Consider the following 12,855-nt stretch of genomic DNA (forward strand, 5'->3'; position numbering starts at 1 on the left):
ACGGGTGTCGGCCGCCGGCTCTCTGCGTTGTCGCGCGGGCGCGCCGGGCCGCGTTGTACGTCCCTGCCGCGTTCGCGTCCCGACACGCCGTCATACGCCTCTGTCGCGCCCGCTTCCCGACCTGCCGGTGTCCCGGCCCCGCGGCCCTGCTCCGGCGCTCCACACGCCGTCGTGCGCTCCTGTCGCGCCCGTGTCCTGGCATGCCGGTGGGGTCTGCCCCTACGGCCCCCGCTCCGGCGCTCCACGCGCCGTCGTACGCCCCGTCGCGCCCCGCACCCGAAAACGCCGGCGGGCGGGGCTCCCTGAGGCCCCGCCCGCCGGCGTGTGAAGTATCGGGGGCTTCATGTGCCTACAGGCGCCCCCGCAGCCCCCGCAGGTGCTCCGCGACGGGTTTGAGGGCCTTGTCGAGTTCGGTCAGGGACTCGGGGGAGAGCAGGTCGATGAAGTGGCGGCGTACGGAGGCCACGTGGTGCGGGGCGACCCTGCGCATCGTCTCCATGCCGTGCTCGGTGAGGACGGCGTACAGGCCGCGGCGGTCGGACTCGCAGTTCTCGCGCCGGACCAGGTGCGCGTTCTCCATCCGCGTGATCTGGTGGGAGAGGCGGCTCTTGGACTGAAGCGTGGCGGCCGCGAGGTCGCTCATGCGCATCCGGTGGTCCTCCGACTCGGAGAGGTTCACCAGGATCTCGTAGTCGTTCATCGTCAGGCCGAACGGCTGCAGGTCCTTCTCCAACTGGTAGGTCAGCAGCTTGTTGACCTCCAAGTGGGTGCGCCAGGCGCACTGTTCCTGATCCGTCAGCCAGCGTGTGGCCGTCTCGGTCTCCATGAATGAAGTCTACCTAAGAAGTTGAAAGGCGAACTAACTGAACTGGTCTGTACGGGGTTGTAAGGGTGTGCACACGTTCGATGTCACACTCCGCAGACTACCGCTCACAGCCCGAAGCGGCGCTGGAGGTCCCCCAGCTGTCCGGGAAGACGCGGTAGCCCCGCAGCCGGTCCGGCCGCCCCCGGCGCCCCGCTGCCGGGCACCCCGGGCTCGGGCGGCACCGCCCCCGTGTGCTGCTCCGGCATCAGCGTCTCGGTGGACTGCAGCAGCACTGTGCCGGTGCCCACGAACTCGAACTGGTGCTCCTCCCCGGAGACCCCGCCCAGGCCCGTCAGTGCACGTAGACCGCCCAGTACGCCGGTCAGGTACCCGTGGTCGTAGTGGTGGCACGGCGACGGGCAGTCCGCCCAGCCGACCAGCGCCTGCGGGTCGACCCGGATGGGGGGTTCCATGAACACCACCGGGCCGTTGGACGCGGCCACGAATCTTCCGGTTCCGATCAGTGTCAGGAAGCCCGGAACGATCGACTGCTTCAGCGCGAGACTTGGCTGAAAAGCGAGCAGATTGCCCGAGCGAATGGTCAAGTTCCCGTCGTCCAGGTCATAGGAGTTCACGTCGAAGGCCCGGTCGGCGAGGAGCATCTTGCCGCTGCCGGAGGCCACCACCCAGTCGCTTGCGTGCAGAGGCGAATGGAACGATGTGCGCACCAGGCGGTCCAGACGGCCGTGCCCGATGCCGTTGAACTCGATCGCCCCGTAGTAGGCGATCATCTTCCCCTTCTGCAGGAACCACTCGTTCCCCTTGAGCTCCACGCAGAAGGTGTAGTTGTTCACGTTGTCGTCGGCCGGCAGCGTCACCGGGTCGTACACCACGGGGCCGGCCCCCGGCCGCCCCGGCTGCCCTGCCTGTCCCGGATGCCCCGGCTGCCCCGAATGCGCGGTCACAGCTTCTCCTCCGAGGCCTGGACGAACACCACACCGCTGCCGCTCAGCTCCAGCTGGAACGCCTCGCCGGAGCCCCGGCCCACCATGTCCCGCCAGCCCAGGGCCGTGGTGAGCCTGTTGTGCACGTCGCCGTGGTGGGCGACGTAGGCCTGCGGGTCGACGTGGACCGGGCGCTGCGGGGTGATCGGGAGTTCGATGACGCCGCCGTGCGCCATCACCGCGACCGCGCCGTGGCCCTGCAGCGTCGTGGTGAACAGGCCCTGCCCGGAGACCTGGCCGCGCACCATGCCCATGACACCGCCCTGCGAGCCCAGGAACACCGTGCCCTGCCGCAACGTGCCCTCGAAGGCGAGCAGCCGGTCGGCCTCGACGTACAGGGTGTCGCCGGTCAGGCGGACGACGTGCACGTGGTGGCCGCCGTGCCCGAAGAAGACCGTGCCGCTGCCCTCGACGGTCATCAGCGGCGTGTCCTCGTTCGCGAGCCGGCGCCCGATCATCGACATGACGCCGCCCTGGCCGCCCCGGACGTTCGGGGTGAACGTGACCTCGCCCCGGTAGGCGAGCATCGCGCCGCGCTGGCTGAACAGCCGCTGCCCGGGCGCGACGGTCGCCTCCACCATCTTGGAGTTGATCTCGCGGAAGGCCATGTCACACGTCCCCCGCGATCGTGTTCCGCTCGCTGGGCTGGACGTAGACGAGCCCGTCGCCCTCGAAGCGGATCTGGAAGGCCTCGCCGCCGCCCTCGCCGAGGAACGTGCGGAAGGTCACACCGGACTGGAAGGACTGCCGCAGGCTGCCCTGGTGGGCGACGTACGCCCCCGGGTCCACGCTCAGCGGGTACTGCGGGGTCACGCGCAGCACCACCGCCGGCCCGTCCGAGGTGATCGCCGCCTGCCCGTGCCCCTCGACGGTCGTCGTGAACAGCCCGTTGCCCTGCGAGGCCCCGCGCAGCCCGGTGAACGTCGTCCCCGTGCGCAGCCCGGCGTCGGTCGCCAGCAGATTGCTCGCCTCGACGTACAGCTTGTCCCCCTGGAGTGTCACGAGGTTGATCTCACTGGCGCGGTCGGCGAACCAGCACGTGCCGTGCCCGCGCACCTCCATCACGGTCATCTGCTCGCCGGTCAGCCGCCGCGTCACCATCCCGCGCAGCCCCTCACCGCCGCCGCTCAGTTTCTTGAACGCCATCTGCCCGTCGTACGCGACCATCGAGCCGTTCTTCGCCTTCACGGCGTCCCCGGCCATCTCGACGGCGAGCACCTTGCTGCCCTGGAGTCGGAACATCGCCACGCAGCGAAGGTAGCCGCAGCCCGGCTCCGCCGACAGGCCCGCAGGGCGCCGGAGCGACGCCGATGGGCCCTTTGGGCGGTGCCGATGGGCCCTGTGGACGGCGCCGGACGCGAGCGCGGTCCGGGTCCGGCACGTAGGGTGACGCCATGGCGGGCGAACGGGATCTGACCAGGCTGCTGTCCGGGATGCGGCCGGAGCTGCGTCCCGGGCGGTACGTGTTCACCACCGTCGAGGGCGGTGTGCCCGACGGCGTGACCCCGGTGGTCACCGTCGCCGAGGACGAGGGCCTGACGGTGGTGCTGCGGCAGGAGGAGGCGGACGCGGCGGGGCTGCCGTACGGCCATGTGGCCGGGTGGATCACGCTGCGCGTGCACTCGGCGCTGGAGGCGGTCGGCCTGACCGCCGCGGTCTCCCGCGCCCTGGCCGACGCGGGCCTGAGCTGCAACGTCATCGCCGGCTACCACCACGACCACCTGTTCGTGCCCTACGACCGCGCCACCCTGGCGGTGGCCGTGCTGGAGGACCTGGCCGGCCGCGCCTGAGCCCGCCCGGGGCCGGTGCGGGGGACGGCGCCGCCGTTTGCCACAATGGGGGCGCTTGTGCTTGCGTTCACAAGCGCTGTCGCCGTCGTACCCCCACCGAAGGTGAACTGTGGACATCAAGACCGCCACCGCCCTGCGCCGCCTCCGTCTGGTCTCGGTCCCCGAGGCCGTCTCCTACCTGCTGCTGCTCGTCTGCTCGGTGCTGAAGCGCACGACGGACTTCGACGCGGTGCCCGTGATGGGCTTGGTCCACGGCATCCTGTTCCTCCTGTACGTGCTGTTCTGGGCCGACGCCTGGAACCGCACCAAGTGGGACCGGCGGACCGCCGGCTTCTACTTCGTCCTGGCCGTCCTGCCCACCGGCGGCTTCTTCGCCGACCGCAGGCTCGAGCGCGAGGCCGAGGACGCCGTGATCGCCGCCCGGGCCCGCCGCGAAGGAGTGGTCAACGCATGATCGTCGCCTTCTCCGTGACGCCGCTGGGCGTCGGCGAGGACGTGGGGGAGTACGTCGCCGACGCCGTCCGGGTGGTCCGCGAGTCCGGGCTGCCCCACCGCACCGACGCGATGTTCACCTCGATCGAGGGCGAGTGGGACGAGGTGATGGACGTCGTCCGGCGCGCCGTGGCTGCCGTGGAGGCGCGGGCGCCGCGCGTCTCGCTCGTGCTGAAGGCGGACATCCGGCCGGGTGTGGTGGACGGGCTGACGTCGAAGGTCGAGACCGTCGAGCGGTACCTCGCGCAGGACTCCGGGCAGTCCCGGCAGTCGTAGCCCGTGGCCCGTGGCCCGTGGCCCGTAGCCCGTAGCCCGCGGTCCGTGGCCGCGGGCGGGGTGCGGGCGGCAGCCGGCCGAAGGACGACCGAAAAGCGAGACGGAGCTGACCGGCATATGACCGGCCGGTAAGGTCGGAGACGTGCCGAAGCCCCTCAGTCTCTCGTTCGACCCCATCGCCCGCGCGGACGAGCTCTGGAAGCAGCGCTGGGGAAACGTGCCGTCCATGGCCGCCATCACCTCGATCATGCGGGCGCACCAGATCCTGCTCGCCGAGGTGGACGCGGTGGTCAAGCCCTACGGCCTGACATTCGCGCGCTACGAGGCGCTGGTGCTGCTCACCTTCTCCCAAAAGGGCGAACTGCCGATGTCCAAGATCGGTGAGCGGCTCATGGTGCACCCCACGTCCGTGACGAACACCGTGGACCGGCTGGTGAAGTCGGGTCTGGTCGCCAGGAAGCCCAACCCCAACGACGGCCGCGGCACGCTCGCGGTGATCACCGACAAGGGCCGCGAGGTCGTCGAGTCCGCCACCCGCGACCTGATGGCCATGGACTTCGGGCTCGGGGTGTACGACGCGGAGGAGTGCCGGGAGATCTTCGCGATGCTGCGTCCGCTGCGGATCGCCGCGGGCGACTTCGCGGAGGGGTAGCGCGGGGACGGCCGCAGGGCGGACGGCCGCAGAGTGGACGGCCGCAGGGTCGCCGAAGACCTTCCGAAACGGGCGGTTACGCTCGTCCTCATGAAGAAAGCTGTGCTGACCCGCTACCGCGTCATGGCCTACGTGACCGGTGTGCTGCTGGTCCTGCTCACCCTCGGCGTGATCGCCAAGTACGGGCTGCACCTCGACGGCGCCGCCAGGTTCACCACCGTCGTCGGCATCGCGCACGGCTGGCTGTACGTGGTCTACCTGGTCTTCGCCTTCGACCTGGGCTCGAAGGCGAAGTGGCCGGTCGGGAAGCAGCTCTGGGTGCTCCTGGCCGGGACCGTTCCCACCGCCGCCTTCTTCGTCGAGCGCAAGGTCACCCACGAGCTCGAGGCGCGGTTCGCCAAGGCGTCGCCGGCGGCCGCGAAGGCCTGAAGGCCGCGCCGCCGCACCGGGGCCCTGCGCCGCCGTACGGGGCCGGGGCCGCACCGCCGTACACCTGTACGGCGGTCTGCCATCGACATTTACTAGGACGTCCAAGTAAATTCGATGGTATGGACGCTGACGCCATCGAGGAGGGCCGCCGCCGCTGGCAGGCCCGTTACGACGCCGCACGCAAGCGCGACGCGGACTTCACCACGCTCTCCGGCGACCCCGTGGAGCCGGTGTACGGGCCGCGGCCCGGGGACAGGTACGAGGGCTTCGAGCGGATCGGCTGGCCCGGAGAGTTCCCCTTCACGCGCGGGCTGTACCCGACCGGTTACCGCGGGCGGACGTGGACCATCCGGCAGTTCGCCGGGTTCGGGAACGCCGAGCAGACCAACGAGCGCTACAAGATGATCCTGGCCCGGGGCGGCGGCGGGCTGTCCGTCGCCTTCGACATGCCCACGCTCATGGGCCGCGACTCCGACGACCCGCGCTCGCTCGGCGAGGTCGGCCACTGCGGGGTGGCCATCGACTCGGCGGCCGACATGGACGTGCTGTTCCGGGACATCCCGCTGGGCGAGGTCACGACCTCCATGACGATCAGCGGGCCCGCCGTGCCCGTCTTCTGCATGTACCTCGTCGCCGCCGAACGCCAGGGCGTCGACCCGTCCGCGCTCAACGGCACGCTGCAGACGGACATCTTCAAGGAGTACATCGCCCAGAAGGAGTGGCTCTTCCCGCCCGAGCCGCACCTGCGCCTCATCGGCGACCTGATGGAGTACACGACGGCGAACATCCCCGCCTACAAGCCGCTGTCGGTCTCCGGCTACCACATCCGTGAGGCCGGCGCGACCGCCGCCCAGGAGCTGGCGTTCACGCTCGCGGACGGCTTCGGCTACGTGGAACTGGGGCTCAGCCGCGGCCTGGACGTCGACGTCTTCGCGCCCGGCCTGAGCTTCTTCTTCGACGCGCACGTCGACTTCTTCGAGGAGATCGCCAAGTTCCGCGCCGCACGCCGCATCTGGGCCCGCTGGATGCGGGACGTCTACGGCGCGAAGAGCGAGAAGGCGCAGTGGCTGCGCTTCCACACCCAGACCGCCGGCGTCTCGCTGACCGCGCAGCAGCCGTACAACAACGTGGTCCGTACGGCCGTGGAGGCGCTCGCCGCGGTGCTCGGCGGCACCAACTCGCTGCACACCAACGCCCTCGACGAGACCCTCGCGCTGCCCAGCGAGCAGGCCGCCGAGATCGCGCTGCGCACGCAGCAGGTGCTCATGGAGGAGACCGGGGTCGCCAACGTCGCGGACCCGCTGGGCGGTTCGTGGTACGTCGAGCAGCTCACCGACCGGATCGAGGAGCAGGCCGAGAAGATCTTCGACCAGATCAAGGAGCGGGGCCTGCGGGTGCACCCCGACGGCCGGCACCCCATCGGGCCGATGACCTCCGGCATCCTGCGGGGCATCGAGGACGGCTGGTTCACCGGCGAGATCGCCGAGTCCGCGTTCCGCTACCAGCAGGCCCTGGAGAAGGGCGACAAGAAGGTCGTGGGCGTCAACGTCCACACCGAGTCCGTCACCGGCGACCTGGAGATCCTGCGGGTCAGCCACGAGGTCGAGCGCGAGCAGGTGCGGCTGCTGCGCGAGCGGCGGGCCGCCCGGGACGAGGCGCGGGTGCGCGCCTCGCTGGACGCCATGCTGGAGGCGGCCCGCTCCGGCGCCAACATGATCGAGCCGATGCTCGAGGCCGTGCGGGCCGAGGCGACGCTGGGGGAGATCTGCGGGGCGCTGAAGGAGGAGTGGGGGACCTACACCGAGCCCGCCGGGTTCTGAACGGCCGCGGGGGCGCGGCGGGCGCGCCTGTCGCACCCGCCGCGCCCCCCGCGCTTCTCTACGCCCCCTGCGCTTCCTGCCGCCTTCGCTGCGCCTCCCGTGCCCTCCGCTGCGCCTTCTACGCCTCCAGCGCCTTCTGCGCCTCCTGCGCGGACGCGTCCACCAGCCCCCGCAGCAGCAGCCGCGTGAAGCCGCGCACCCACTCCTCGTCCGCCGGTTCCGCGCTGACCAGGGTGCGGTGGACCACCGCGCCGGCCACCACGTCGAAGATGAGGTCGACCGTGCGGGCGGCCTCCTCCGGGTCGTTCTCGGGCGGGAGTTCGCCGCGGGCCTGGGCGCGTGCCCGGCCCTCCAGCACCAGTCGCTTCTGCCGGTCGACGATGGAGGCGCGGATGCGCTCGCGCAGGGCCGCGTCCCGGGTGGACTCGGCGACGACGGCCATCAGGCCGCTCTTGGCCTCGGGGCGGCTCAGGATCGCCGCGAACTGCAGCACGGCGCCCTCGATGTCGGCGGCGAGGCTGCCGCGGTCGGGAAGCCGCAGTTCGTCGAAGAGTTCGGCGACGGCGTCGACGACGAGTTCGTTCTTGCCGGCCCAGCGGCGGTAGAGGGTGGTCTTCGCCACTCCGGCGCGCGTGGCCACGTCCCCCAGGGTGAGCCTGGACCAGCCCAGTTCCACCAGGGCCGCGCGGGTGGCGGCCAGGATCGCGGCGTCCGCCGCGGCGCTGCGGGGACGGCCGGTGCGCCCGGCGGGGGTGGTGCGGGTCTGCATTCTTCGACGATAACCGGCCGTTGCGGCCCGGCCGTGAGGGAGATCACCGGGATCCGGTTCCGCCGGGGCACCTGGTGCCATTACGCTACGGGTCGTAGCGTAAGCGCGGGGGCCACCCGTGCGAGCGACGACCACACGCACCGACACACGCACCTCGGCGCCCGGTGGGGACCCGGCGCCGTACCACATGCACGGCGGCACGGCCGCGCCGACCACGCCGGGCACGCCCGGCCGGAGACCGGGACGCGGCACACGCACGCGCGGAAACGGGGGAGGATAGACGCATGCAGCCACGGAACATGTCCATGAGCGGCGTCGTCGACCTCGCCGCGGTGAAGGCGGCCCAGGAGGCCAAGGCCAAGGCGGAGCAGGCGCGCGCCCAAGCGGCCCGGCAGGGCGGGCCGGCGGCCGTCTCCCCGGCGGACCTCGTGATCGACGTCGACGAGGCCGGGTTCGAGCGGGACGTCCTGCAGCGCTCCACCGAGGTCCCGGTGGTGCTCGACTTCTGGGCGGAGTGGTGCCAGCCCTGCAAGCAGCTCAGCCCGGTCCTGGAGCGGCTCGCCGTCGAGTACAACGGGCGGTTCGTCCTCGCCAAGATCGACGTCGACGCCAACCAGCTGCTGATGCAGCAGTTCGGCATCCAGGGCATCCCGGCGGTCTTCGCGGTGGTGGCCGGCCAGGCCCTGCCGCTGTTCCAGGGCGCCGCGCCCGAGCAGCAGATCCGCGCCACGCTCGACCAGCTGGTGCAGGTCGCCGAGCAGCGGTTCGGGCTGACCGGCCTGACCGTCGACCCCGATGCCCGTCCGGGCGGCGGCGAGGCGGCCGCGGCCCGTGCGGCGGGCCCGTACGACGGCCCGCTGAGCGCGGCCGCGCAGGCCCTGGACGCCGGCGACCTGGGCGGTGCCATCCAGGCGTACAAGAACGTGCTGGCCGAGGACCCGGGCAACGCCGAGGCGAAACTGGGCCTGGCGCAGGCCGAGTTGCTCCAGCGGGTACGCGACCTGGACCCGCAGCGGGTGCGCCGGGAGGCCGCCGAGAAGCCGGACGACGTACAGGCGCAGATCGCCGCCGCCGACCTGGACCTGGTGGGCGGGCACGTGGAGGACGCCTTCGGGCGGCTCATCGAGACGGTGGGACGGACCAGGGGCGAGGACCGGGACGCCGCGCGGGTGCGGCTCCTGGAACTGTTCGAGGTGGTCGGCGGCGACGATCCGCGGGTGACCGCGGCCCGTCGCGCGCTGGCGCGCGCCCTGTTCTGAGCCGGCGCGCGGGGCGCGCCGGGCCCCGCGCGCGGCCGGGCGCCGAACGCCCACTTCTGTGGGGCCCGTGTGAAAGGTTCGTCGGCGAGACGCCGCAGCGGCCGCGCTTTACCAAATCTTGGTAATCGCGGCCGCTGTTACTCGCAGTACATCACGGCTGTTGTTCTGCCTGGTTATGTCCAAAGATCAACAGTTTTGCCCTCCCGGCAAGGGCGACGGTGTGTCGCCGTCCGGGACCGTTGAGTCGTTCCATGGTTATCCGGCCGTTACTAGCGAGTAACGAACCCCCTTGTGCGCGCGGCGAGAATGCACCACGATCGGCCACGCTCGGTCCTCTCCCGTACCCCGACATCCGGTCGGGTCACGGGACGTCTGGGTCCCCACCGAGCAGAGCCGACGCCGCCGGCGCCGGCTCTTGGGCAGGGGGGTCTTCGTCCACCCGGCGAAGCCTGCCCAGCAAGGTTGTGCGTGATGCGTGTCAGGCGCGACCAGTGGTTGTCGCTCGGGGGTGAACGCCGGTGGTTCGGGCGCGGATTGGCGCCGCCGAGCGCGGGCGCTCTCCTTCCCGAGGACGTAGCACTTCTCCCATCCCTGCCCGGCTGACCCTCCATCAAGAGGCCGGCCGGAGGCAGGAGATGTACGTCCGAGAAGGAGGAAACATGGAGTCCCAGGTGCGTGGCGGGACCAGATGGAAGCGGTTCGCCGTGGTCATGGTGCCCAGCGTGGCCGCCGCCGCGGCGATCGGCGTCGGACTCGCCCAGGGCGCGCTGGCCGCGTCCTTCAGCGTCTCCGGCCAGCAGTTCAAGGTGACGGCCGGACACCTCGAGGGCACCGGCTTCGCCCAGTACGGTGGCATCGACAGCGGCTACACCTCGACCGACGGCAAGAACAAGACGGCCCACCCGGTCGCGATCTCGTCGTTCAAGAACGCCGAGATCACCAAGATGTGCCAGTCGGTCAAGACGGACATCCCGCTCCTCGGGGCGGTCTACCTCCGTCTCGAGGCCGGTCCGGACGCCGACCACAAGGTGCAGGCCGAGAACCTCTACATCGACGTCGCCCAGCTCGACGCCGACGCCACGTTCAAGAACATCGACATCGGCGTGGCGGTCAAGGACCAGTCCAAGGGCCCGGCGGTGAAGAGCGGCGAGAACGTGCTGCCGGGCGGCTTCGCCCAGCAGGCCGACTCGGCCGACCTCACCAACGTCAGGCAGACGGCGTGGGCGACCACGGCCGGCACCTTCAAGCTGAGCGGCCTGAAGATGCGCCTCGGCACGGACCCGAAGATGGAGTGCTACTGACGGCTCGCGCCGTCGGGGCGCCCTCGGGCAACTGAGGCCAGGGGGCGGGGAGACGGTCGTCTCCCCGCCCCGTCCACCCGCCGATGCGCTGCATCGGGTCGGGCACCACGACCCACCTGCACTTCCGGCTTACGTCCACCCCATGGGAGACCCATGGCCGAGCCGGTAGTACTTCCACCGGACCCAGGGAGCTGTTTTCCATGAGTGCCGAGACCCCGGTCCAGAGCGTCGGGGGCTTCTCCCGTACGCGTCTGCGGTTCCGTGAGTGGCGGGGCAGCCGGCCGTTCTGGGCGGGCCTGTTCACCATGCTCGGCGGAGTACCGATCGCCTACTTCCCTTACGCCACCCTGAAGTTGGGCACCATGTCGATCACCATGGCGACCACCGCGGGTGCCGGCTCCCTGATCATCGGCGTGCTGCTGGTCACGCTGGGCCTGACCATGTGGTTCCAGCAGGCCACGCGCACCTTCGCCGGCGTCGCGGCGATCATCCTCGCCCTGGTGTCCCTGGTGGTGTCCAACATCGGCGGATTCGTCGTCGGCTTCCTGCTCGCGCTGACCGGCGGCGCGCTCGCCGTCTCCTGGGCGCCGGGCAAGCCCGCCGCGGAGCAGGGCGCGACGGCCGGCGGGCAGAGCGGCCCGGACGCCGGCGGTGCCGCCGGACCGGCCGGCGACGCCCCGGCCGCGGCCCCCGGCGAGCCCGCGCCGCCGTACTTTTCGAAGGAAGCCCCCCAGGGCGGCGACGCGCACGGTGCCGGGACCGAGAACCACGACGGGGGGTACCGTGTCCGCTGACGAGGTCCGTGACGGGGGCGGCGCCGACCCGGCGCGTGCGAGAACGGGACCGCGTCACGCCGCGCCCAGGAAGCCGCTGTTCACCCGCTTCCAGATGCCGGCCGGCAAGGCGATAGCCGTGGCCGCGATGCCGACGGCGGTCCTCATGGGGATGGGGTTCACGCCGACCCTCGCGCTCGCCGCCGACCACCCCTCCGCGACGTCGTCCCGGAGCCTGACGGCCGACGAGTACAAGGACTGCGTCGCGGCGCTGGAGGACTCCCCGACCGCCTCCCCGACCGACTCCGCCGGCCCCTCGCCCTCGGCGAGCGCCTCCGGCGGGGACTTTGCGACCCCCTCCCCGTCGGCGTCCCCCGAGGCGGGTACGGCCGACACGCAGAAGTCCGCGCGGAAGTCCGCGGACAAGTCCACGGACACCGGCGGCTCGCCGGGCTCCTCGGACACCACGGGCACCGCGGGCAAGACCTCTTCGCCGGATTCAGGTTCCGACGACAAGGCCACGCCCGCCCCGTCCGCCTCCGCGTCCTCCTCGGACACGGCGACGGCGTCCTCTTCGGCCCCGTCGGCCCCGTCGGGCGGCGGGGGACTGCTGGACTCCCTCGGCGACGCCCTCACCGGTGTCCTCACCGGCGGTTCCGCCTCCGGATCGGCAGGCCCGACCGGCTCGGACACGTCGAGCGCGAGCCCCACGCCGTCCGCCTCGCCCTCCGCGCGCCCGACCGGGGACACCGCCGCCGGCTCCGGCACCGCCGAGGACACTGTCGGCAAGGCCGCCGACACGGTGAAGGGCACTGTGCGGGGCGCCGCCGGCACCGCGACCGGGGCGGCCGGGGACACCGCCAAGGCGGCGGAGCGGGCCGCCGGCGCGGCGACCTCCTCGGCGAGCCCGAGCCCGAGCGCGAGCGCGAGTTCCAGCCCCAGACCCAGCCCGTCGGAGAGCGCGAGCCCCTCCGCCAACTGCCCGGCCGCCACCGACGCCGAGGGCGGCGTCGAGGACATCGCGGCGCTGCCGGACGACCCCTGGTACCTGCAGGCCAGCTCGCTGCTGCTGAAGGGCGCCGACTACAAGGGCGTGGTCAAGGTGCGCACCGCCAACGGCACGGTCAAGAGGGTCCTGAAGTACGTCATCTCCGGCGGCACCGACATCGGCGACCTGCACCAGATCGTGAAGGACCGGCAGACCGGCAAGACCTACCACGTGCAGGCGGCGAAGGGCTCGACGTCGACGATCCGCGACGGCGACACGGTGATGTACACCGAGTCCATCTCCGGAAACCTCCTCGGCCTGGTCCCGGTGACGTTCGACCCGGACCACCCGCCGCCGCTGAACATCCCGCTGATCTACTTCACCCACGTCAAGGTCACCCAGGCCGGCCAGTTCGGCGGGACCCTGACCGTCCCGGGGCTGCACCAGTACATCGACTGACGCCGACTGACGCCCCGCCCGAGGCCCGTTCCGGGAGC

The 12,855-nt window shown here is 71.7% G+C and carries 15 protein-coding genes; 10 read left to right on the forward strand and 5 right to left on the reverse strand.

The genetic code is table 11. The features are described 5' to 3' along the window. Positions 1–349: 349 nt before the first annotated feature. The 4 genes from IE225_RS06365 to IE225_RS06380 form a co-directional block, all read right to left on the reverse strand. Complete coding sequence (locus IE225_RS06365; RefSeq protein ID WP_190056341.1) at positions 350–826, reverse strand: MarR family winged helix-turn-helix transcriptional regulator; 477 nt, start codon at positions 824–826, stop codon at positions 350–352. A 104-nt stretch (positions 827–930) separates the two neighbouring features. Next, the gene (locus tag IE225_RS06370; protein ID WP_229879280.1) at positions 931–1,770 is read right to left on the reverse strand and encodes an AIM24 family protein; all 840 of its coding nucleotides are present in this window, start codon (positions 1,768–1,770) and stop codon (positions 931–933) included. Next, entirely contained in the window at positions 1,767–2,417 is a 651-nt protein-coding gene (locus IE225_RS06375) for an AIM24 family protein (RefSeq protein WP_190056342.1), read from the reverse strand. The genes IE225_RS06370 and IE225_RS06375 overlap by 4 nt, the downstream gene beginning before the upstream one ends. Before the next feature lies 1 nt (position 2,418). Then, complete coding sequence (locus IE225_RS06380) at positions 2,419–3,051, reverse strand: AIM24 family protein (protein WP_190056475.1); 633 nt, start codon at positions 3,049–3,051, stop codon at positions 2,419–2,421. A gap of 152 nt (positions 3,052–3,203) precedes the next feature. On the opposite strand from IE225_RS06380, the gene IE225_RS06385 reads away from it, so the two are divergent. The 6 genes from IE225_RS06385 (at position 3,204) to icmA (ending at position 7,268) form a co-directional block, all read left to right on the forward strand. Next, positions 3,204–3,599, forward strand: coding sequence for an ACT domain-containing protein (locus tag IE225_RS06385; protein ID WP_190056343.1), 396 nt, complete (start codon positions 3,204–3,206; stop codon positions 3,597–3,599). A 109-nt stretch (positions 3,600–3,708) separates the two neighbouring features. Next, on the forward strand, positions 3,709–4,053 hold the full coding sequence (locus IE225_RS06390; protein ID WP_190056344.1) for a DUF3817 domain-containing protein: 345 nt from the start codon (positions 3,709–3,711) through the stop codon (positions 4,051–4,053). Next, positions 4,050–4,367, forward strand: a complete 318-nt coding sequence (locus tag IE225_RS06395; protein WP_190056345.1) for an MTH1187 family thiamine-binding protein — start codon at positions 4,050–4,052, stop codon at positions 4,365–4,367. The genes IE225_RS06390 and IE225_RS06395 overlap by 4 nt, the downstream gene beginning before the upstream one ends. A 142-nt stretch (positions 4,368–4,509) precedes the next feature. Then, positions 4,510–5,019 carry a MarR family winged helix-turn-helix transcriptional regulator gene (locus IE225_RS06400; protein ID WP_190056346.1) on the forward strand — a complete coding sequence of 170 codons (510 nt, stop codon included), beginning with the start codon at positions 4,510–4,512 and terminating at the stop codon, positions 5,017–5,019. Positions 5,020–5,109: 90 nt separating this feature from the next. Further along, the gene (locus IE225_RS06405) at positions 5,110–5,448 is read left to right on the forward strand and encodes a DUF3817 domain-containing protein (protein ID WP_190056347.1); all 339 of its coding nucleotides are present in this window, start codon (positions 5,110–5,112) and stop codon (positions 5,446–5,448) included. Between the two features lie 119 nt (positions 5,449–5,567). Continuing rightward, the gene (gene icmA / locus IE225_RS06410) at positions 5,568–7,268 is read left to right on the forward strand and encodes a coenzyme B12-dependent isobutyryl-CoA mutase large subunit (RefSeq protein ID WP_190056348.1); all 1,701 of its coding nucleotides are present in this window, start codon (positions 5,568–5,570) and stop codon (positions 7,266–7,268) included. 118 nt (positions 7,269–7,386) lie between these two features. Here icmA and IE225_RS06415 read toward each other — a convergent pair whose 3' ends face one another. Continuing rightward, complete coding sequence (locus IE225_RS06415) at positions 7,387–8,037, reverse strand: TetR/AcrR family transcriptional regulator (RefSeq protein WP_190056349.1); 651 nt, start codon at positions 8,035–8,037, stop codon at positions 7,387–7,389. A 284-nt stretch (positions 8,038–8,321) separates the two neighbouring features. On the opposite strand from IE225_RS06415, the gene IE225_RS06420 reads away from it, so the two are divergent. The 4 genes from IE225_RS06420 to IE225_RS06435 all read left to right on the forward strand — a co-directional run bounded on the left by IE225_RS06420 (position 8,322) and on the right by IE225_RS06435 (position 12,817). Then, the gene (locus IE225_RS06420) at positions 8,322–9,296 is read left to right on the forward strand and encodes a tetratricopeptide repeat protein (protein WP_190056350.1); all 975 of its coding nucleotides are present in this window, start codon (positions 8,322–8,324) and stop codon (positions 9,294–9,296) included. A gap of 659 nt (positions 9,297–9,955) precedes the next feature. Continuing rightward, positions 9,956–10,597: a DUF6230 family protein gene (locus IE225_RS06425; protein WP_190056351.1), complete on the forward strand. Its 642-nt coding sequence runs from the start codon at positions 9,956–9,958 to the stop codon at positions 10,595–10,597. 200 nt (positions 10,598–10,797) lie between these two features. Continuing rightward, positions 10,798–11,391, forward strand: a complete 594-nt coding sequence (locus IE225_RS06430; RefSeq protein ID WP_190056352.1) for a DUF6114 domain-containing protein — start codon at positions 10,798–10,800, stop codon at positions 11,389–11,391. Next, on the forward strand, positions 11,381–12,817 hold the full coding sequence (locus tag IE225_RS06435) for a hypothetical protein (RefSeq protein ID WP_190056353.1): 1,437 nt from the start codon (positions 11,381–11,383) through the stop codon (positions 12,815–12,817). The genes IE225_RS06430 and IE225_RS06435 overlap by 11 nt, the downstream gene beginning before the upstream one ends. The last annotated feature ends 38 nt before the right edge of the window (positions 12,818–12,855 follow it).

This window comes from Streptomyces echinoruber (assembly GCF_014651135.1).
GTDB classification, from domain to species: Bacteria; Actinomycetota; Actinomycetes; order Streptomycetales; family Streptomycetaceae; genus Streptomyces; species Streptomyces echinoruber.